Annotated in this window: 12 protein-coding genes and 1 tRNA gene; 6 read left to right on the top strand and 7 right to left on the bottom strand. The window is 50.9% G+C overall.

The window, feature by feature from the left end; all coding sequences use genetic code 11:
* Nucleotides 1-53: 53 nt before the first annotated feature.
* Nucleotides 54-129 (bottom strand) — tRNA-Lys (locus ABTW62_RS11690).
* 497 nt (nucleotides 130-626) lie between these two features.
* On the opposite strand from ABTW62_RS11690, the gene ABTW62_RS11685 reads away from it, so the two are divergent.
* The 3 genes from ABTW62_RS11685 to galU all read left to right on the top strand — a co-directional run bounded on the left by ABTW62_RS11685 (nucleotide 627) and on the right by galU (nucleotide 11,836).
* Entirely contained in the window at nucleotides 627-941 is a 315-nt protein-coding gene (locus tag ABTW62_RS11685) for a BON domain-containing protein (RefSeq protein WP_430904760.1), read from the top strand.
* Between the two features lie 684 nt (nucleotides 942-1,625).
* Nucleotides 1,626-10,586, top strand: a complete 8,961-nt coding sequence (locus ABTW62_RS11680; RefSeq protein ID WP_430904759.1) for a GH36-type glycosyl hydrolase domain-containing protein — start codon at nucleotides 1,626-1,628, stop codon at nucleotides 10,584-10,586.
* Between the two features lie 362 nt (nucleotides 10,587-10,948).
* The gene (gene galU / locus ABTW62_RS11675) at nucleotides 10,949-11,836 is read left to right on the top strand and encodes a UTP--glucose-1-phosphate uridylyltransferase GalU (protein ID WP_430904758.1); all 888 of its coding nucleotides are present in this window, start codon (nucleotides 10,949-10,951) and stop codon (nucleotides 11,834-11,836) included.
* Between the two features lie 384 nt (nucleotides 11,837-12,220).
* Here the strand turns inward: galU and ABTW62_RS11670 are convergent, their stop codons facing one another.
* Together ABTW62_RS11670 and ABTW62_RS11665 are read right to left on the bottom strand one after the other, a co-directional pair.
* Entirely contained in the window at nucleotides 12,221-12,928 is a 708-nt protein-coding gene (locus tag ABTW62_RS11670) for a Crp/Fnr family transcriptional regulator (protein WP_430904757.1), read from the bottom strand.
* Between the two features lie 402 nt (nucleotides 12,929-13,330).
* Nucleotides 13,331-14,050 carry a Crp/Fnr family transcriptional regulator gene (locus ABTW62_RS11665; protein ID WP_430904756.1) on the bottom strand — a complete coding sequence of 240 codons (720 nt, stop codon included), beginning with the start codon at nucleotides 14,048-14,050 and terminating at the stop codon, nucleotides 13,331-13,333.
* A 346-nt stretch (nucleotides 14,051-14,396) separates the two neighbouring features.
* On the opposite strand from ABTW62_RS11665, the gene ABTW62_RS11660 reads away from it, so the two are divergent.
* Nucleotides 14,397-14,540 (top strand): lmo0937 family membrane protein, encoded by a 144-nt coding sequence (locus ABTW62_RS11660; RefSeq protein WP_430904755.1) that lies wholly within the window; start codon nucleotides 14,397-14,399, stop codon nucleotides 14,538-14,540.
* A gap of 71 nt (nucleotides 14,541-14,611) precedes the next feature.
* The gene (locus ABTW62_RS11655; RefSeq protein WP_430904754.1) at nucleotides 14,612-14,830 is read left to right on the top strand and encodes a hypothetical protein; all 219 of its coding nucleotides are present in this window, start codon (nucleotides 14,612-14,614) and stop codon (nucleotides 14,828-14,830) included.
* Between the two features lie 165 nt (nucleotides 14,831-14,995).
* Here the strand turns inward: ABTW62_RS11655 and trhA are convergent, their stop codons facing one another.
* The 4 genes from trhA to ABTW62_RS11635 form a co-directional block, all read right to left on the bottom strand.
* Nucleotides 14,996-15,655: a PAQR family membrane homeostasis protein TrhA gene (gene trhA, locus ABTW62_RS11650; protein ID WP_430904753.1), complete on the bottom strand. Its 660-nt coding sequence runs from the start codon at nucleotides 15,653-15,655 to the stop codon at nucleotides 14,996-14,998.
* Nucleotides 15,656-15,909: 254 nt separating this feature from the next.
* Nucleotides 15,910-16,212, bottom strand: a complete 303-nt coding sequence (locus ABTW62_RS11645) for a hypothetical protein (protein ID WP_430904752.1) — start codon at nucleotides 16,210-16,212, stop codon at nucleotides 15,910-15,912.
* A gap of 24 nt (nucleotides 16,213-16,236) precedes the next feature.
* Nucleotides 16,237-16,485 (bottom strand): GlsB/YeaQ/YmgE family stress response membrane protein, encoded by a 249-nt coding sequence (locus tag ABTW62_RS11640; RefSeq protein ID WP_430904751.1) that lies wholly within the window; start codon nucleotides 16,483-16,485, stop codon nucleotides 16,237-16,239.
* 82 nt (nucleotides 16,486-16,567) lie between these two features.
* Nucleotides 16,568-16,798 (bottom strand): hypothetical protein, encoded by a 231-nt coding sequence (locus tag ABTW62_RS11635; protein WP_430904750.1) that lies wholly within the window; start codon nucleotides 16,796-16,798, stop codon nucleotides 16,568-16,570.
* A 440-nt stretch (nucleotides 16,799-17,238) separates the two neighbouring features.
* Between ABTW62_RS11635 and ABTW62_RS11630 the strand changes: the two genes are divergently transcribed.
* On the top strand, nucleotides 17,239-18,177 hold the full coding sequence (locus tag ABTW62_RS11630) for a fatty acid desaturase family protein (protein ID WP_430904749.1): 939 nt from the start codon (nucleotides 17,239-17,241) through the stop codon (nucleotides 18,175-18,177).
* The last annotated feature ends 279 nt before the right edge of the window (nucleotides 18,178-18,456 follow it).

Raw genomic sequence — 18,456 nt, 5'->3', positions numbered from 1 at the left:
CGCACATGAAAAAAGGGTTACAAGTCATAAACTTGTAACCCTTTTATTTTGTCTGGTAGGCCGTGCGAGATTCGAACTCGCGACCAACGGATTAAAAGTCCGCTGCTCTACCAGCTGAGCTAACGACCCGAAGCCCAAGATTATACCAATTCATCCCGCCTTTTGGAACACCATATTGTCATTTTAGAAGCTTTTTATGAAAAATATAGTGACTTCAATCACTGGTAGCTGTGAATTCCTGTGCTGACGACCAGGATAAAGCCGCTCTGGACAAGATATCCGCGTAATTCCCTCTTAGACAGGTGTCATTTGCAACCAGGGACGGGCAGAAATCGGGTAAGCAGCCCTGTTAATTGGATACCGATTCTAACCGAGAATCTCTAAGTGCGAGGCGGGTGTAAAAAGGCTGACTTAGGACACTTTGTGCGCTAGCGTACATACTGGAATTAGTATCCCTGCAATAATCTAGTTGCGAATTGGCGAATATTTGCCGGATAGTCAAAAACTGCCGTGAATCTCATGTCGAATTTCGTATCGGTATCGTATAGGCAGCAAACTAAGTACCCTTTGATTTTAAAGAGTTGAGGGGTGTTCAAGCTCCATCAAGTATCTGGGAGAACCGTGCCATGACACAATTTAAATTCCATTTATCCGCTTTCTTCTTAACTGTTCTGATGGTTTCATTTTTGGGCTGTGCATCGACGCCAGGTCAACGAGGAACCGGAGATTATATCGATGATTCTGTCATTACTACGAAAGTCAAAGCGGCAATTTTCAATGAGCCATCCCTGTCAACCTATGAAATCAACGTCGAAACCTTTAAGGGTCGCGTCCAGCTGAGTGGCTTTGTTGGTTCTCAGGCAGAGATCAATAGGGCGGTTGAAGTCGCGCGTAGCGTGAAGGGTGTGCAGTCTGTTACAAATGACATGCGAGTCAAGTGACGGTAGATTGTTATATTGTTTAACTATCATCCCTTGTATTTATTGATTGTCAGCGTATGCGGTCTATATTGCAGGGGAATGATACGTAAGGCATCGCAGGGGCAAGCAAACCTCACTCAAGGAGCTTGTGGATAAGTCATAAATACTTTCCTTCTTCAATTGAAGTCGAGGGAATGGGATGTCTCGTACACTAGCTTTTTCAGGCCCCGTCTGCGTGGGAATGAGGTAATCAGGCCTGTTCAGAACTTCTTAAAACTAGGAGGCTGTCCGAGAATAGCGATCGTAGCGAGGGCGAGGCTGGTTGAGTTGGATTTTTCGATCATTTGAGGCGAATAGTCGTTCTATTTAACGAAAAGGATCGTAAAATCCGGTCAATCAGGCTCATCCGCAGTAGATCAGTCTATTCTCGGACAGCCTCCTAGTTGCCGGCTTCTCCGTGTCGGCGATGCTTTCTGGTTCGGTAACACAATCAAATACCCGGGTATTTGATTCAGTCCTTCCTGGATCGTGCACGAGTGAGTTTGATAGGCCGTTACTACGAACAGCGTGTACTGGATACATATTCATTTCACTTGGATACGCACTTTTACAGGAGGCGGTATGCTGGATTCTGATTCATCCAATCATTGGTATTACTGGGAAATGGGTGTTGAAACGCCTGCCCAGATTGGAGTGCCTTTCTAAATGAAGTCCAATACCAGTCGCTTCTTTCAATATTTGCGCCGCTTGAGCGTAAACTTGCGAGGTGGAATCCCCCTGAATGACGCCTTCAATGAGCCGCCGTTGCGCTCGGAATTATTCAGCGCAGATCAGATGGAGCAGCGAGGCAGGGATCTCGCGGCCATGCACGAATTGGCGCGAGAGCGCCCGCAAGATCACTTGATGCCGCGCTTGGCGGCAAACGAGGCGGTATTGATCGAAGTCTGTGGACGGCTTACGGCGGCAGTAAGGGCTAACCAGCAGATCACGCCAGCCAGCGAGTGGCTGCTCGATAATTTTTATTTAATCGAAGAGCAGATTCGCACCGCCAGGCGTCACATGCCTAAAGGGTATAGCCGGGAATTACCCCGTTTATCGAATGGGCCTTCGGCTGGGCTGCCGCGTGTTTATGATATCGCGCTGGAGATTATTTCTCATGGTGATGGGCGTGTAGACTCGGAAAGTCTCAGTCGCTTTGTTGAGGCTTACCAGACGGTAAGTGCGCTCAAATTAGGCGAGCTATGGGCTATCCCCATTATGTTGCGGCTGGCACTGATTGAGAACCTGCGGCGCGTTGCCATTCGTATCACCGCCGATCGGATCGACTGTGACCTTGCCAATGTGTGGGCAGAGAAGCTGGTGGCAGTCGCGGAGACGGACCCTAAAAGCCTGGTGCTAGTAATAGCAGACATGGCACACTCGAAGCCGCCGATGTCAACGCCGTTCGTAGCGGAATTTGCGCGTCGGCTGCAAGGGCATGGCCACGCCTTGGCTTTGCCACTGACCTGGATTGAGCAAGTGCTTGCCGAGTCGGGGTTGACTATAGAGCGGTTAGTGCAGTCAGAAAATCAGCATCAGGCTGCTGATCAGGTTTCTATTAGCCACAGCATCGGCAGCTTACGTTTTCTGGGCGGGATGGATTGGCGAGAATTCGTCGAGAGCATGAGTGTCGTCGAACGAACATTGCGCGAAGATCCGGGTGGTGCCTATGGCAAGATGGATTTTGCCACTCGTGACCGTTATCGGCATGTGATTGAAAAGATTGCAAAGCGGAGTTCCCTTACTGAAGTTGAGATAGCGCGCAGTGCGGTTCAGCTCGCGCATAAGGCTCAGGTAACGCATCCGGATGATGGCGAACGCACGGCGCATGTCGGTTTCTACCTGATTGACCGAGGCTTGCAGGCGCTTGAAACAAGTGCGCAAATGCGTTTCTCCCTTGTGGCCGCGCTCGCGAAAATGGGGTCGCAGCGCTCATTGGGTGTCTACCTTGGACTGATCGCGCTGCTAACACTGCTGTTCAGCGCTAGCCTGACGGCGATAGCTTATACGCAGAGTGTGTCAGATGAATTTGCCCTGTTGATCGGTGTCCTCACGCTGCTGCCTGCCAGCCAGCTGGCGCTTGCCCTGGTGAATTGGCTGGCAACCTTTTTCGTGGTCCCGCACCCGTTGCCACGCATGGATTTCTCCGCTGGTATTCCGGCGCAATCTCGGACATTGGTGGTTGTGCCGACGATGCTTAGTAACCTACAAAGTGTCGACGATTTGGTCGAAGCGCTGGAAGTCCGTTTTTTAGCAAATCAAGATGATAATCTCTATTTTGGCCTATTGACTGATTTTCGAGATGCACATGAAGAAGCGCTCGCCGAAGACGAACCGTTGTTACAGCTGGCCCAGGATCGGATTGAGACGCTCAATACAAAATACGGCACTGCAGACAAGAGCATTTTCTTTCTTTTTCATCGTCCACGCCGCTGGAATCCGCAAGAACGCATCTGGATGGGCTATGAGCGTAAGCGTGGCAAACTTGCCGACTTGAATGCCTTGTTGCTGGGAGATGGAACGTACAGCAATGCAGATAAACGCTTCGCATGCATTGTTGGGGATACGGCTTGCCTCACAAACGTGAAGTATGTCATTACGCTGGATACAGATACGCAGCTACCGCGTGACGTCGCACAACAACTTGTAGCTGCCATGTCCCATCCACTGAATCGGCCTCGCTATGACGAACACCTGCAGCGCGTACATGAGGGTTATGGAATTCTTCAGCCACGTGTCAGCGTGAGCCTGGAAGGTAATAACCGCTCGCGCTATGCACACTTGCATGGAGGTGAAACCGGTATCGACCCCTACACGCGCGCCATTTCTGATGTCTACCAAGACGTGTTCGGCGAAGGTTCGTTCATCGGTAAGGGTATCTATGAGGTGGATACTTTCGAGCGGACATTGAATGGGCGCTTTCCCGAAAACCGGATTCTTAGCCACGATTTGCTGGAAGGATGCTATGTCCGCGCCGGCTTATTGAGTGACGTGCATGTGTACGAGGATTACCCCGCTCACTACAGCATGGATGTCAGCCGCCGACATCGCTGGATACGTGGCGATTGGCAATTGTTGGGCTGGCTGTTTCCTCGCGTTCCCGGTCCCGATAAACAGCGACTCAAAAACCCGCTTTCAAATTTATCGCACTGGAAACTGTTCGATAACCTGCGGCGCAGCCTAGTGCCAACAGCAATGCTGCTGCTATTGCTGCTGGGCTGGGTCGTGCTTGCATCACCTTGGATCTGGACTTTGGTGCTGATCAGCACAGTTCTGATTCCCCCCTTGATTAGCTCGGTTGTAGAAATTTTTCGCAAGCCATCCGAGGTAGGGTTACGCCAGCACCTTGCCGCTGTACTTGATACCGTAAGTCAACGCTTGGCGCAGGTGGTCTTTACGCTGGCATGCCTTCCCTTCGAAGCCTGGTTCAGCCTGGGTGCAATTGTGCGTACCGCATGGCGTATGTTGTTCACCCAAAGACGGTTACTTGAATGGAATCCGTCGGGTGAGGCTAAACGAACCAGCCGCACGGATTTTGTCGCGACCTTGCGTATGATGTGGGTCGCCCCGATGATCGCTATGGCTGCAATACTCTATTTGCTGTTATACAAACCTATTGCGCTCGTAGTCGCGGCGCCCATCTTGCTGCTGTGGTTGTGTTCGCCCGCGATTGTCTGGTGGATGAACCGGCCGCTTGCTCGCCGTGCGGTACAGCTGACAGCTGAGCAGACTATTTTCTTGCGTAAACTTTCTCGCAAGACTTGGGCATTCTTCGAGACTTTTGTCGGCCCGGAAGATCATTGGCTGCCACCGGATAACTATCAGGAATATCGCGGCGCGGCCGTTGCGCATCGCACTTCACCAACCAATATCGGCGTAGCGCTACTTGCGAATTTATCCGCATACGATTTCGGCTATATCCCAGCCGGGCAACTCATCGAGCGTACGGCAAATACCTTCGATACCATGCAAGCACTGGAGCGGTATCGTGGCCACTTCTATAACTGGTACGATACGCAATCGTTGAAACTGCTACATCCGGCTTACGTTTCGACAGTGGATAGCGGAAATCTCGCAGGCCATCTATTGACCTTGCGCTCTGGGCTACTCACGCTTGCAGACGACAAAATTCTCGACCTACGCTGGTTCCATGGGCTTCAAGATGCGCTCGGAATTCTGGTGGATGCAGCAGGCAGCACCCAGTCGGATCTGCTCGCTTCATTGCAGGCAGATATCGAGTCTGCATGCAATTCCTCGCCGACTACGCTCGCACTGGCATGGCATCGCCTCAATCAACTGACTAAGCATGTGGAGAAATTCGCCGAGCATATCGAGGCTATTTCTCCAAAGCTGCATCAATCAGATAGCGCAGTGGTGTCTGCCGGAGAAAAATGGCGCGCGGAAACTGGGGGGTACCTGGATGCAGATACGGATTCCACGCACCACCCGGCACTGGATCATGCCAGCGCGGTCATTTCTGAGACAACTTCGGAGAGTGATGCAGTGTGGTGGGCGCATGCGCTCGTCAGACAATGCCGCGCTGCCCTTGATGAGTTGACTTTTCTCGCCCCTTGGCTAGTGTTGCCAGCCGCACCGAACGGGTTGCTTGACGATAACTTCAGCAGCGACGCAATCCCAACACTGCGGGAATTGGCGAACATCGAAGGCGAATGGTTGGCGGCAATTGAACAGCGGCTCGGTGTGTCCTTCGCGAGGCATGCGACATCAGCAGAATCCGAATGGTTGCATGAGTTCCGACGCTGCATCATGCAAGCGAGTCGTCGCGCTACTGAACGGATTGCGACTGTCGAACGGCTTGCTTGGCAATCAGGTGAATTTGCGTCCATGACGTATGATTTTCTATATGACAAATCATCGCGTCTACTGGCGATTGGGTACAACGTGGATGAACTGCGGCGGGATACGAGTTACTACGACTTGCTGGCTTCGGAAGCAAGATTGATCAATTTCGTCGCGATCGCGCAGGGGCAGGTGCCGCAGGAGAGTTGGTTCGCCCTGGGACGTCTGCTTACGACCGCTGGCGGCGAACCCGTCCTGTTGTCGTGGAGCGGCTCAATGTTCGAGTACCTGATGCCGCTCCTGGTGATGCCAACCTTTCATAACACGTTACTAGATCAAACTTATAAAGCGGCTGTGGCACGGCAGATCGAGTACGGAAAGCAGCGCAGCATACCTTGGGGTATGTCTGAATCCGGCTATAACCTGGTTGACGTCCATCTCAACTATCAGTACCGGGCATTTGGCGTGCCTGGTCTTGGGCTCAAACGTGGTCTCGCCGATGACCTGGTGGTTGCACCCTATGCCACGGTGCTGGCGCTGATGGTGTCGCCCGAGGCGGCCTGCTTGAATTTGCAGCAACTCGCCGCGGAAGGGCTGGAAGGAAAATTCGGTTTTTATGAAGCCATTGACTATACCCCGTCACGTCAACGACGCGGGGAATCGAGTACGGTGGTGCGATCTTATATGGCACATCACCAGGGAATGAGTCTGCTTTCTCTGGCCAGTTTACTGCTAGATCGTCCAATGCAAAAACGCTTTGAGTCGGAGCCACTGTTCCAGGCGACCTTGCTGCTGCTGCAGGAGCGGATTCCTCGGACAGCAACGTTCTTTCCACGTATCGCCCAGTTTTCCGACATTCAACTGACCTCCCGTGCTGCACAAGCGCCGATTCGCGTTTTCAACAGTGCCAGTACGCCGATACCGGAAGTACAGTTGTTGTCCAACGGTCGCTACCATGTAATGGTCACCAATGCTGGCGGCGGCTATAGCCGCTGGAAAGATCTTGCCGTCACACGTTGGCGTGAAGACACGACATGCGACCACTGGGGGGCGTTCTGTTATTTGCGCGATGAACACAGCGGGGAAATCTGGTCGACTGCGTACCAGCCGACACTGAAGCAACCGAAGCATTATGAGGTCACTTTCTCTGAGGGGCGCGCTGAATTTCGTCGTCGTGATTCGATAGGCGACGGCAATTTTGAAACCTATACTGAGATCGTGGTATCACCTGAAGATGATATCGAGCTGCGTCGCATACGCATCACTAACCGCACCAGTACTCGCCGTGCGATCTCGGTAACAAGCTACGCGGAAGTGGTGCTTGCCGTGCCAGCCGCAGATGCATTGCATCCGGCCTTCAGCAATCTGTTCGTGCAGACCGAGATTGACGAGAAACGCCAAGCGATACTTTGCACGCGCCGACCGCGCTCGGCTACCGAGCAAACATCCTGGATGTTTCACATGATGACGGCACATGGAGAGGTTATCGATTCCATCTCTTATGAGACGGACCGGATGCAATTTATCGGTCGTGGCCATACTGCTGCCAACCCACAAGTACTGAGCGGCGAATCACCAGACATGCTTTCGGGCAGCCAGGGTTCGGTATTGGATCCGATTGTTGCGATTCGCCTTGCCATTACACTTGATCCGGAACAAACGATCACCCTGGATATGGTAAGCGGCATGGGGGAGACCCGTGATGGCGCGTTAAGTTTGGTCGAAAGATACCAGGATAGGCGGCTCGCGGATCGTGTCTTTGATGTTGCCTGGACACATGCCCAAGTGGTGTTGCGCCAGCTTAATGCCAGCGAGGCCGATGCGCAACTCTATGGACGCCTGGCCAATTCTATTGTCTATGCCAACGACTCGCTGCGCGCCGAAACCAGTATTTTGATGCAGAATCGTCGCGGGCAATCCGGTTTATGGAGCTACGCTATTTCCGGCGATTTGCCCATCGTCCTGCTGCACATTCGCGACGCAACCAATATCGAATTGGTGCGCCAATTGGTCCAGGCTCACGCCTACTGGCGTTTAAAAGGGCTGGCGGTGGATCTGGTGATCTGGAACGAAGACCGTGCCGGTTACCGGCAATTGCTCCAGGACCAAATTATCGGTTTGATTGCAGCGGGCACCGAGGCGCATGTCATCGATCGGCCGGGTGGCATCTTCGTGCGACGTGCGGAACAGATATCGAATGAAGACCGTATTCTGTTCCAATCGGTTGCGCGCGCTATCATAACGGATAGCCGGGGAACCCTGGCGGAGCAAATCAATCGTCGCATCCTGAGGGATACGCGGATGCCACGTATCCGGCCGAACACGAGCCGGCATGCCGATTCTCCAGGCAGTAATGCGTTACCACAGCGTGATCTCATTCTGCACAATGGACTGGGTGGGTTTACACCGGATGGGCACGAGTACGTCATTACCACCACTGCCACGCAGGTGACGCCCGCGCCATGGGTGAATGTATTGGCGAATGCGCATTTTGGCACAGTCATTTCCGAGAACGGTCAAGCTTATACCTGGAGTGAAAACGCACATGAATTCCGCCTCACACCCTGGCATAACGACCCGGTTTCCGATGGGAGCGGTGAAGCTTTTTACTTGCGCGATGAAGAGAGCGGTTATTTCTGGTCTCCCACGCCGTTGCCCTGCCGAGGCGTAAATCCATATGTCAGCCGGCACGGATTCGGCTATAGCGTATTCGAACATACTGAAGGAGGGATTGTCTCGGAGCTGTGGGTATACGTGGCCATCGATGCTGCGGTCAAATTCTCAGTATTGAAGGTGCGTAACGCATCAGGTCGTCCGCGGCGACTCTCCGCGACGGGCTACGTGGAGTGGGTGCTGGGTGATTTGCGACCGAAATCGACCATGCACGTCACCACTGAAGTCGATGCCGGTAGTGGTGCGCTGTTCGCCCATAACCCTTACAACACGGAATTCACCGGTCGGATTGCTTTCTTTGACGTGGATGAAACCAATCGTTCGATCAGTTGCGATCGTTCTGAATTCATTGGACGTAACGGTTCGCTCAATAACCCAGCAGCGATGGTGCATACGCGGCTTTCAGGCAAGACAGGCGCAGGATTGGATCCTTGCGCTGCGATCCAGGTGAGTTTTGACTTGGCCGACGGACAGGAGCGCGAGATCATCTTCCGCTTAGGTCAGGCCGGCAGGCGTGGTGCTGATGATGCGCGCAATCTGGTGCGCCGTTTTCGAGGACCGGCCGCCGCTCGCACAGCGCTGGAAGCGGTATGGCAGTACTGGAACCATACCCTCGGCGCAGTCCAGGTGGAAACGCCGGATTCGTCTCTCAACGTGCTGGCCAATGGTTGGCTCATCTATCAAACACTTGCCTGTCGTCTCTGGGCGCGTAGTGGCTATTATCAATCGGGCGGTGCTTTCGGCTTCCGTGACCAGTTGCAGGATGTGATGGCGTTGATTCATGCCGAGCCACAACGCGTGCGCGAGCAATTGTTGCTGTGCGCGGCACATCAGTTCGTGGAAGGAGATGTTCAGCATTGGTGGCACCCACCGTCCAGCCGCGGTGTGCGTACCCGTTGTTCCGATGATTATCTCTGGCTGCCGCTGGCAGTGAGTCGTTATGTGTTATGCACCGGCGATACAGGTGTGCTGGATGAATCCGTTCCCTTTCTCGAGGGTCGTCCAGTCGGTTCCGAAGATGATTCATACTATGATTTGCCAGAGCACTCCAGCGAGTCCGCCAGCCTCTACCAGCACTGTGTACGCGCCATTCGACATGGCTTGACGTTTGGCGACCATGGCCTCCCGTTGATCGGTTCCGGGGACTGGAACGATGGCATGAATCTGGTGGGCATACATGGCAAGGGTGAAAGTGTCTGGCTTGGCTTCTTCCTGTACGAAGTACTGGAATGCTTCACCGAACTGGCACAACGACAGGGCGATGTGGCTTTTGCTGAACAGTGCCGGAGCGAAGCCGAGCAACTTCGCCAGCGTATCGAGCAAACTGCTTGGGACGGCGAATGGTATCGTCGCGCTTACTTCGACGATGGTACCGCGCTGGGGACGGTGACTAACAGCGAATGCCAGATCGATTCGATCTCGCAAAGCTGGTCGGTGCTCTCCGGCGCAGGGGATGCCACACGCTCGCGTAAGGGTATGGACGCCGTCTATGCGCGACTGGTGCGGCACGATCACGCCTTGATCCAGCTCCTGGATCCACCATTCGATAAATCGGATCTGGATCCTGGCTACATTAAAGGTTATGTTCCCGGTGTGCGTGAGAATGGTGGGCAATACACCCACGCCGCTATTTGGACCGTCATGGCTTTCGCCACCCTGGGCGACAGCCAGCGTGCGTGGGAATTGCTAACGATGATTAATCCAGTGAACCATGGAAAATCAGCAGCGGGTATTGCGACCTACAAAGCTGAGCCCTATGTCGTCGCCGCCGATGTCTATGCGGTTTCGCCGCATGCCGGTCGTGGGGGGTGGAGCTGGTACACGGGCTCAGCTGGCTGGATGTACCGGTTGATTGTGGAGTCCTTGCTTGGCCTGAGGCTGGATGTGGACAAACTGCATTTTACTCCCTGTCTGCCTACTTCCTGGCAAGCGTTCAAACTGCATTACCGCTATAGGGAAACCGTCTACCATATCATCGTGTCGCAAATGGATGCCAGTGATGCTGCACAAGGTAGTGTCATGCGCGTTACGCTGGACGGCGTCGAATGCCCCGACAAAACAATCCAATTGGTTGACGATCGTCAGGATCACTCGGCTGAAGTAAGCGTAGCCATTCCGTCCAGTCGTGTCGATGATCAGGATAAACAGGGGTAAGCGCCTTGCTCAAGAGAGTAGTCGATATCTATCGTGGATTTAACTGCTTGCCTTGTTACTGAGGGGGGTTACAATAAAGGGCATATCGAGAAGTTGATATTTCGTCACAACAATGCGTTGCTCCCGATTCTGATGGACTTTAGGCGGCTTTTCCAGACTGCCATCAAATAATAATTTTTTATATTTCTGAACTATTCTCAGTTTCAGCGCGGTGCATGGAATGCACCCTACACGTTTCAGTGGCAGCAACCGCCGTGCGTAGGGTACGTTTACGCGCCGCAATACTAATAATGGATTTATCCTGAGCTTATACATGCTACTGAAAACTGTATAGAGGCATATAATTTTTTGAGGGCGCATTCATGCATAACAGTAATCAACAGGCTATCACCAAGGCGATTTTTCCGGTTGCTGGTTTGGGAACGCGATTCTTGCCGGCTACCAAGGCTTCGCCGAAAGAAATGCTGGCGGTTGTTGATAAGCCGCTTATTCAATACGCAGTGGAAGAGGCTTATGCTGCAGGCATACGTGAAATGATCTTTGTGACAGGCCGTAATAAACGCGCCATTGAAGACCATTTCGATACGGCTTATGAGCTGGAGGCTGAGCTGGCTGCTCATGGCAAGGATGCACTCATTGCGATTGTTAATGCGATTAAGCCGGATGACATGGAGTGTGTATACATACGCCAATCCAGGGCGTTAGGCCTGGGTCACGCCGTATTGTGCGCCGAACGCCTGGTTCGCGGTGAGCCTTTCGCGGTATTGTTGGCTGACGACTTGATGGTCGGCGACCCACCTGTCATGCAGCAAATGACCGACCTTTTCGATCAATATCGTTGTAGTATTCTGGCCGTTCAGGAAGTACCGAAGGATCAAACTGGTCGTTATGGTATCGTGCAAGGAGAAATGTTAAAACCAGATATTCTCAGGATCACCGGCCTGGTTGAGAAACCACATCCCAGCGTTGCACCGAGTAACCTGGCCGTCGCGGGACGTTATATCCTGACTGCAGAAGTGTTCGAGCGTATTCGCGCGCAACCGCGCGGTATGGGTGGTGAAATACAACTCACTGATGGTATTGCCGCTCTGCTTGATTCTGAGCAGGTGTTGGCTTACCGTTACCACGGAAAACGTTATGACTGTGGTAGCAGGCTTGGCCTGTTGCAGGCCAGCGTGGACATTGCGTCCGCGCATCCGGAGCTGGGTGGCGAGTTCTCCGGCTGGCTGAAAGCGCGGGAGGGTGTTTAACCTGGATATTGTGGTACTTACCGGCCTGCACAAGAAGGACGGTAGCCAGAATCTAGGAGGCTGTCCGAGAACAGCGAAGTGATCTGCTGCGGACGAGCCTGATTGGCCGGATTTTACGATCCTTTTCGTTAAATAGAACGACTATTCGCCTCAAATGATCGAAAAATCCAATTCAACCAGCCTTGCCCTCGCTACGATCGCTATTCTCGGACAGCCTCCTAGTACTCCGTCCCCGTATTAGCTTACAAATGAAATCGATGGATTCGCCTGCCAGGCTAGGCGCAAACCGCAGTCATAGCCGTAGCTATGGCGAGGATTTGCAACAACGCATGACAGGCGAAGGCGCGATTTCATGTAAGCGTTTTGGCGGAACGGAGTACTAGGCTAAGCAAGCAGCCTTGCATAGTGATCGCTCATGATGTCGTAACATTCGCAGCAAGCTGCTTCAAGTCCTTTCCGGTCAAGAATAAGAATCTCACCGCGGTTATAGCTGATAAGCTTTTTCCGTTGGAGTATACCTGCAGCGATGGTGATGCTACTTCTGCGCACGCCGAGCATGTCAGCGAGGTATTTATGCGTGAGATAAAAATGATCAGCGTGTGCACGGTCATGCGTCATTAACAACCAGCGTACCAGCCGTGGTCCAATCTTATGGAAATGCGTGCAGGCGCCAGTTTGCGATAATTGTGCTATCTGTACATACAGATAGCGGTTGAATATACGCAGCAAGTTGGTGCTGTCGCGCAATGCCAACCGGCACTGCGCGACGGTCATTCTTAACGCAGTGCCAGCACCTTGCACCACTGCACGCTCTGGTGCGGCATTGACGCCCAATGCGAGTGTCGCGCCGAGCATGCCTTCGTTACCGATAAGCGCTGTTTCCAGTGGTTGGTGACCGTCAATTGTTGTCAGCAGTGAGATGAAGCCGGAAAGCGGAAAGTATACATGCTGAAATGACTGATTGGGTTCACACAGGGTGGTGCCGACGACTAGCTCTACCGTCTCGCAGCGTTTTAAAATACCATTTCGTTCCTTGCGCGGTAACCGCTCAATCAGTTGGTTGATAACTTGCGCCACTTCTGCCGTCGACATTTAAATACCCTGTAGTAATGGCATAAAGGAATCTAGTAGATGGGGCGAGAAAGGTGCTAAGCAATCCCGGAATAAATCCAGCTTGGTCGACAATTACATTATTGTCTGTTCGCTAAGGCACAAAGGGTAGGCTAATACAATGCTTGAGGAAGATCTGAGGTGAGTAAGTCTTTCGGCGATATATTGTGTATTGCAGCGTTGACGGTGATCACAAGCCATCCCTCACACTGCAAACTATGCTTAGCGCGGTCATGTTTGCGGATTTTATGGCAATGCTATTTTGTTCGAGGGCAAGGCGTGAAAACAGGCGCATAGCACAAGCTATGTAACTGTTCTCGCAACGCCGCTATCGGACAAAAGAGCGCGTCAGAAAACCGCAAATGTGACCGCGCGAAGTATAACTTAGTGTGGGTACTTGTAGGGTAACAGACGATCGGTTTCTCTCTTGACAACGGCATAACATTCACAACTCAATTGCTCAAGTTTGGGTCGATCCAGTACCTTGATATGTCCGCGGTGATATTCGATTACGCCGAGTTTCTGTAATTTCCCGGCTGCCTCGGTGACACCTTCACGGCGCACACCAAGCATATTGGCGATCAGTTCCTGTGTCATCGTCAATTGGTTATCCGACAGGCGGTCCATCGAAAGCAGAAGCCAGCGGCACAGTTGCTGATCAATAGAGTGATGACGATTGCAGACCGCTGTCTGAGCCATTTGTGTAATCAGGGCCTGTGTGTAGCGCAGCATCAGCACCAATAGCTCGCCATGGCGATTAAACTCATTCTTAAGCTGTTGTCCCAAGAGCCGGTATGCGTAGCCAGCGCTTTGCACGATCCCCCGGCTCGGCGTGCTATCACCGCCCATGAATAAGGAAATACCGATGATGCCATCGTTACCTACCACCGATATTTCTGCCGATGCACCGCTTTCCATGACATAGAGCAGCGACACGATGGAGTTGGTAGGAAAATAGACATAACGCAAGGTATCCCCGGATTCATACAAAACTTTGCCAAGTGGCATCGGTACAAGTTCAAGATGAGGGAGTAGACGATCCTGGACTTCCGCCGATAAAGCAGCCAAAAGATGGTTTTGTTGCGGCAGAGGGGGGGTAGACATAGCAGTTTCCATCTAATAAGGATCTGCTAGGAGGCTGTCCGAGAATAGACTGATCTACTGCGGGCGAGCCTGATTGGCTGGATTTTACGATCCAATTTCGTTAAATAGAACGACTAATCGCTTCAAATGATCGAAAAATCCAACTCAACCAGCCTCGCCCTCGCTACGATCGCTATTCTCGGATAGCCTCCTAGGGTAGTTTAAACACGGGCTTGTTCCGTAGGCTGCGGTAATGCGGTGAACGGAAGGTTAGCCTTTGTGTGCGTCATCGCACAGACCGGATTGATCATAACATATAGTCTTTTATGAAACGGGTCTCTGTCACAAAATTACCGGGGGTAGCACTATGTTGGAAATCATTGCAATAGTGTTGATAGTTTTATGGGTGCTGGGGCTGGTTTCGTCTGCCACTATGGGGGGGCTTATTCATATTCTATTGGTCATAGCAATTATCGTGATTCTGGTTCGTGTCATTCAAGGCAGGAGATGATTTGCCAAATTGGGATATTAGGTCACTATTCTGCATACAAATGAGTATTTTACCTTTGAAAGGAGAGCAAGATGGGGTCATTAAGAATTGTAGCAATTATACTGATCATTGCAGGTGTTCTCGCAGTTGTATATGGCGGTTTTAGTTTCATCACGGAGACTCATCAGGCTGATATCGGGGCGCTGAGCTTATCGATTGATGAAAAGAAATATGTCAATGTGCCTGCCTGGGCAGGTGTTGGCGCAATCCTTATCGGTGGAATTCTGCTGGTTGTAGGCAGAAAAGGCTAAGAGGTTAAAAGATTGCCAGAGAGCAGCGTTCGTTGCGGGGCCGAGTCTGGTTAAGTTGGTTTTGTTCGTTCATTTGAGGCGAAGTCGTTCTATTCAACGAAAAGATCGTAAAATCCAACCAGCCAGGCTCGTGCGCAGTAGATCGGTCTATTCCCGGGCAGCCTCTTAGGAGGCAGCATACCAGAGCACTGCGAAGTAATGGCATGCAGTACCTACCATTACAAACAAATGCCAGATGAAATGGCCGTATCGAAGGCGCGAATCAGTCGCGAAAAAAAATACGCCAATGGTATAAGCCACACCCCCTGCTACCAGCCATAGTAGCCCAGATGCAGGCAAGCGGGTATACATCGGATAAATCGCGATCAGAATCAGCCACCCCATGAGCAGATAAAGACTGGTGGAAATGATGGGGTTGTGCATCTTGTCAAACGCTTTCAGTGCCACCCCGATTGCGGCAAGGCTCCAGACGATCCCAATGAGTGTCCAGCCCCATGCACCGCGCAGCACTCCCAGCGTGAATGGAGTGTAAGTGCCGGCGATCAGAAGAAAGATCGCAGAGTGTTCGATAACCTTGAACACACGTTTAGCCTTGCCTTGTGGCAGGGCATGATAGAGAGTGGAGGCAAGATAGAGCAGTACCATTGTTGTCGCGAAGATACTCACGCCGACGATAAATCCGGCATCTTCGTGCTGCACTGCATGCATGATGAGAAAGGGGGTTCCCACCAGCGCTGCAACCAACCCTATGCCATGGCTGATACTGTTCGCGATCTCTTCTCCCTGAGACTGTTTACGTTCGGGTGTTGCTCGCCATAGGGCCATAATATGCCAACCTTGGGTTTAACGCGGGCGTAGATAGTGGCTTGAATGGGCAAAAAAAGCCGCCGTTTCCGGGAGGTATTTACGTTTGGTTGTTTGTCGATCAGAGATCATCGAATACGCAGTATTCTGAGAGGTAGAAGTCAATTCTATTGATCCCTCGGTTAAATAAAATCTTGTGAGCAGTTATTTTCAATAATGGCAATGCCCACGCTGATCAGTACATGCATTAGCGTGGAACAGTTCTGCCGGTATATTTAATCTTTAAACCTATCTTTCAGTTTTTGGGCTGTATCTCGAACAGCGCTGCTGAGTTTATCCCAGGCGTGCTCTGCATCATCTTTAAGATGTTCCCACGCACCCTCACTTGCTTCGTTGAGTTCATTCATCTTGGTCTTCGCCACGTCAACCTTCTGCTCAAGCTCTGCTATCTGCTTATCGTATTTGATGCGGGTATCGGCTGTAGAACTCTTCGCTTCGGCTCTCAGCTCTGCCAATTTGGCCTGCGCGAGCTCCACTTCAGCCTCTAACTTTTGCTTATATGCTTCTTTCGTACTCATAACGCATCTCCTTGGTTAATTAATTCAGGATTGATTCTTGGACTTCGTGATAACCCAAGCCAAAAATAGTAATAATGCAGCTCCGACGATAGCAGTTACGATTGATCCGATGAGCCCCAAAAGACCGAACAAGAGGCCGCCCGCAATGGCACCGGCAATGCCAATAATAATGTTGCCCACGAGACCGAAGCCTTTTCCTTCCATCAATATTCCGGCTAGCCAACCTGCGACTGCGCCGATGACGATAAAAATTAATAACCCTGCATAATCCATGAGTTGTTCCTCCAGTTTATTAGCGATTGCAAATAACCTGTTTCATGTATCAGGAAAAAGATAGTGTAAAGTGTGATGCATGCTAATTGGTAGCGTCTTTAACGTTTTCCTTGGCGTCTTTGCCAATTTCCTTGATTTTGTCGCCGGCATCTTCAGTCGCATCAAGAATTTTTTCGCCGGGTCGCCGGTCAAGGGCATCATCAACGTTATCCATCACCTTTTCACCGCCTGTTTGTGATTGGTTGCAGGCAGGTAACATCAGAATGGTTGCGGCGATTACAAGCATATAAAGGTAGGAAAGTTTCATCTTCATTTCTCCATTTCAGGTTTTGGTTTTGTGTCCACCGAGGCTATTTCCATTGTGCCTATGGTTATCTGGCCATGAATTGGATTCTAAGGGCGGGATTAATTGTCGTCTGTGCGATAACGTACATACCCGACTCATTTTGTGCTGTAATTTCTCCGCGAGACAGGCGCAGGTTAGTTTGTCTACAAAGGTGAGGTTGTAGATGTTTTTGCAAGGAGTTTGAAACGGTAGATACGTTCTGGCATGGCTACTCAGCATGCTAACGTTTGTGCTGATCAGCATCATTTATTTACTGTGCAACAAAAAATATTCAACAAATCATAAAAAATATCTGCTTTTGAGCAAAGGCTTCCTTATAGGGCTTCAGGGAGCTTGAAAATTGTATTGCTCAATGGCGATAAATAGGGTTTTCGGGCTGGCACTATATATTTGAGAAAGGAATTTCTATGATATCAGCAGTCAATTCAGCGGAATTAAAAAAGCTATATCAGCACCGTTGGGCTCCGAACCTGAAGATCCCATTTTTCTACGGGATTTGGCTTATGCTTGGTGTGATCGCTTGGAACTCAAGCCATTGGATGTTGACTTGGCTGTGCTATTTAGGAATGGGCTATATACAGATGGGGATCGTGACCTTTATGCACGATTGTACGCACAGTACTTTATTTAAAGTGCGTTGGAAGAACTGGGCATTCGGAATTTTTGCAATGATTCCATTCATCATCTCGTTCACTTCTTTCAAAGAAGATCATCTTATTCATCATCGATACAATCGCACTCCGAAAGATCCGGATGCGTTCACGATGGGAAAACGTGGTGTGGGTGATTTTATACTTTTCTATGCTTACGCGGTCGTTGGGGTATTTTTAACTGCGATTCAGTTTGCGTTGATTTTTCCGCTAATGGTTTTGCGTGGGAAGAAAGCTTTGATCCATTGGGGTGAGATAGCGCTTCACGTAATTGTGATGTGGGCCGTATTTTATTGGGCAGCATCCCAGGGCATCGCGCATAAAGTATTTGATGTATGGTTTTGGCCCCTCATTTTTTTTGGTTTTTTTAATAGTATGCGATTCATAGCGGAGCACTATGGCTGTCCATGGGATGCCGGACCATTGGTCGGAACTCGTACCATCATCAGCAACAAAGTAAATTCGTTCTTTTGGAACAACATCAACTATCATATCGGGCATCATGCCTACCCGGGAGTACCCTGGTACAGCCTCCAAAAATTGCATGTATTGATGCTTCCCGAAATTGAGCGACTCGGTGCACTGATTGATCAAAGCTATTTTGCGGTTTTCTTTCACGCACTCAGACACGGCCCTGAAACAGAAGCCACTACAAAATATCCGAATTCCCATTTATATCAAACCAACACCAAATAGAAATTTCCGCTTTTTCCTCATTTGCTAAGGTGCTGCTGTACTGTCTGTCGGGGGAGGGTTTTCCCCGACAGACAATTTTAGACATGGATGGTTTGCTGCCGGTTTGAAGCCCATGTTACGCCGCAGTATGGCTTGATCTACTCGCATCTTGCTATCAATCCTAAGCTTCTCAGTTTCAACCATATTCCTCTATATCTAAATGATAAATTCTCTATTTTTACTCGACCGGAAACAGGGTTGATATCAGCACTTTCTTGTCATTCATAAAATCATAAATCC

Source organism: Nitrosomonas sp. ANs5, from assembly GCF_050584665.1.
Taxonomy (GTDB): Bacteria; Pseudomonadota; Gammaproteobacteria; order Burkholderiales; family Nitrosomonadaceae; genus Nitrosomonas.
This window is presented reverse-complemented; position numbering and strand designations above follow the sequence as displayed.

Coding starts and splice junctions, on each gene's coding strand:
- ABTW62_RS11685 (WP_430904760.1), top strand. CDS start 627: ATGACACAATTTAAATTCCATTTATCCGCTTTCTTCTTAACTGTTCTG.
- ABTW62_RS11680 (WP_430904759.1), top strand. CDS start 1,626: ATGAAGTCCAATACCAGTCGCTTCTTTCAATATTTGCGCCGCTTGAGC.
- galU (WP_430904758.1), top strand. CDS start 10,949: ATGCATAACAGTAATCAACAGGCTATCACCAAGGCGATTTTTCCGGTT.
- ABTW62_RS11670 (WP_430904757.1), bottom strand. CDS start 12,928: ATGTCGACGGCAGAAGTGGCGCAAGTTATCAACCAACTGATTGAGCGG.
- ABTW62_RS11665 (WP_430904756.1), bottom strand. CDS start 14,050: ATGTCTACCCCCCCTCTGCCGCAACAAAACCATCTTTTGGCTGCTTTA.
- ABTW62_RS11660 (WP_430904755.1), top strand. CDS start 14,397: ATGTTGGAAATCATTGCAATAGTGTTGATAGTTTTATGGGTGCTGGGG.
- ABTW62_RS11655 (WP_430904754.1), top strand. CDS start 14,612: ATGGGGTCATTAAGAATTGTAGCAATTATACTGATCATTGCAGGTGTT.
- trhA (WP_430904753.1), bottom strand. CDS start 15,655: ATGGCCCTATGGCGAGCAACACCCGAACGTAAACAGTCTCAGGGAGAA.
- ABTW62_RS11645 (WP_430904752.1), bottom strand. CDS start 16,212: ATGAGTACGAAAGAAGCATATAAGCAAAAGTTAGAGGCTGAAGTGGAG.
- ABTW62_RS11640 (WP_430904751.1), bottom strand. CDS start 16,485: ATGGATTATGCAGGGTTATTAATTTTTATCGTCATCGGCGCAGTCGCA.
- ABTW62_RS11635 (WP_430904750.1), bottom strand. CDS start 16,798: ATGAAGATGAAACTTTCCTACCTTTATATGCTTGTAATCGCCGCAACC.
- ABTW62_RS11630 (WP_430904749.1), top strand. CDS start 17,239: ATGATATCAGCAGTCAATTCAGCGGAATTAAAAAAGCTATATCAGCAC.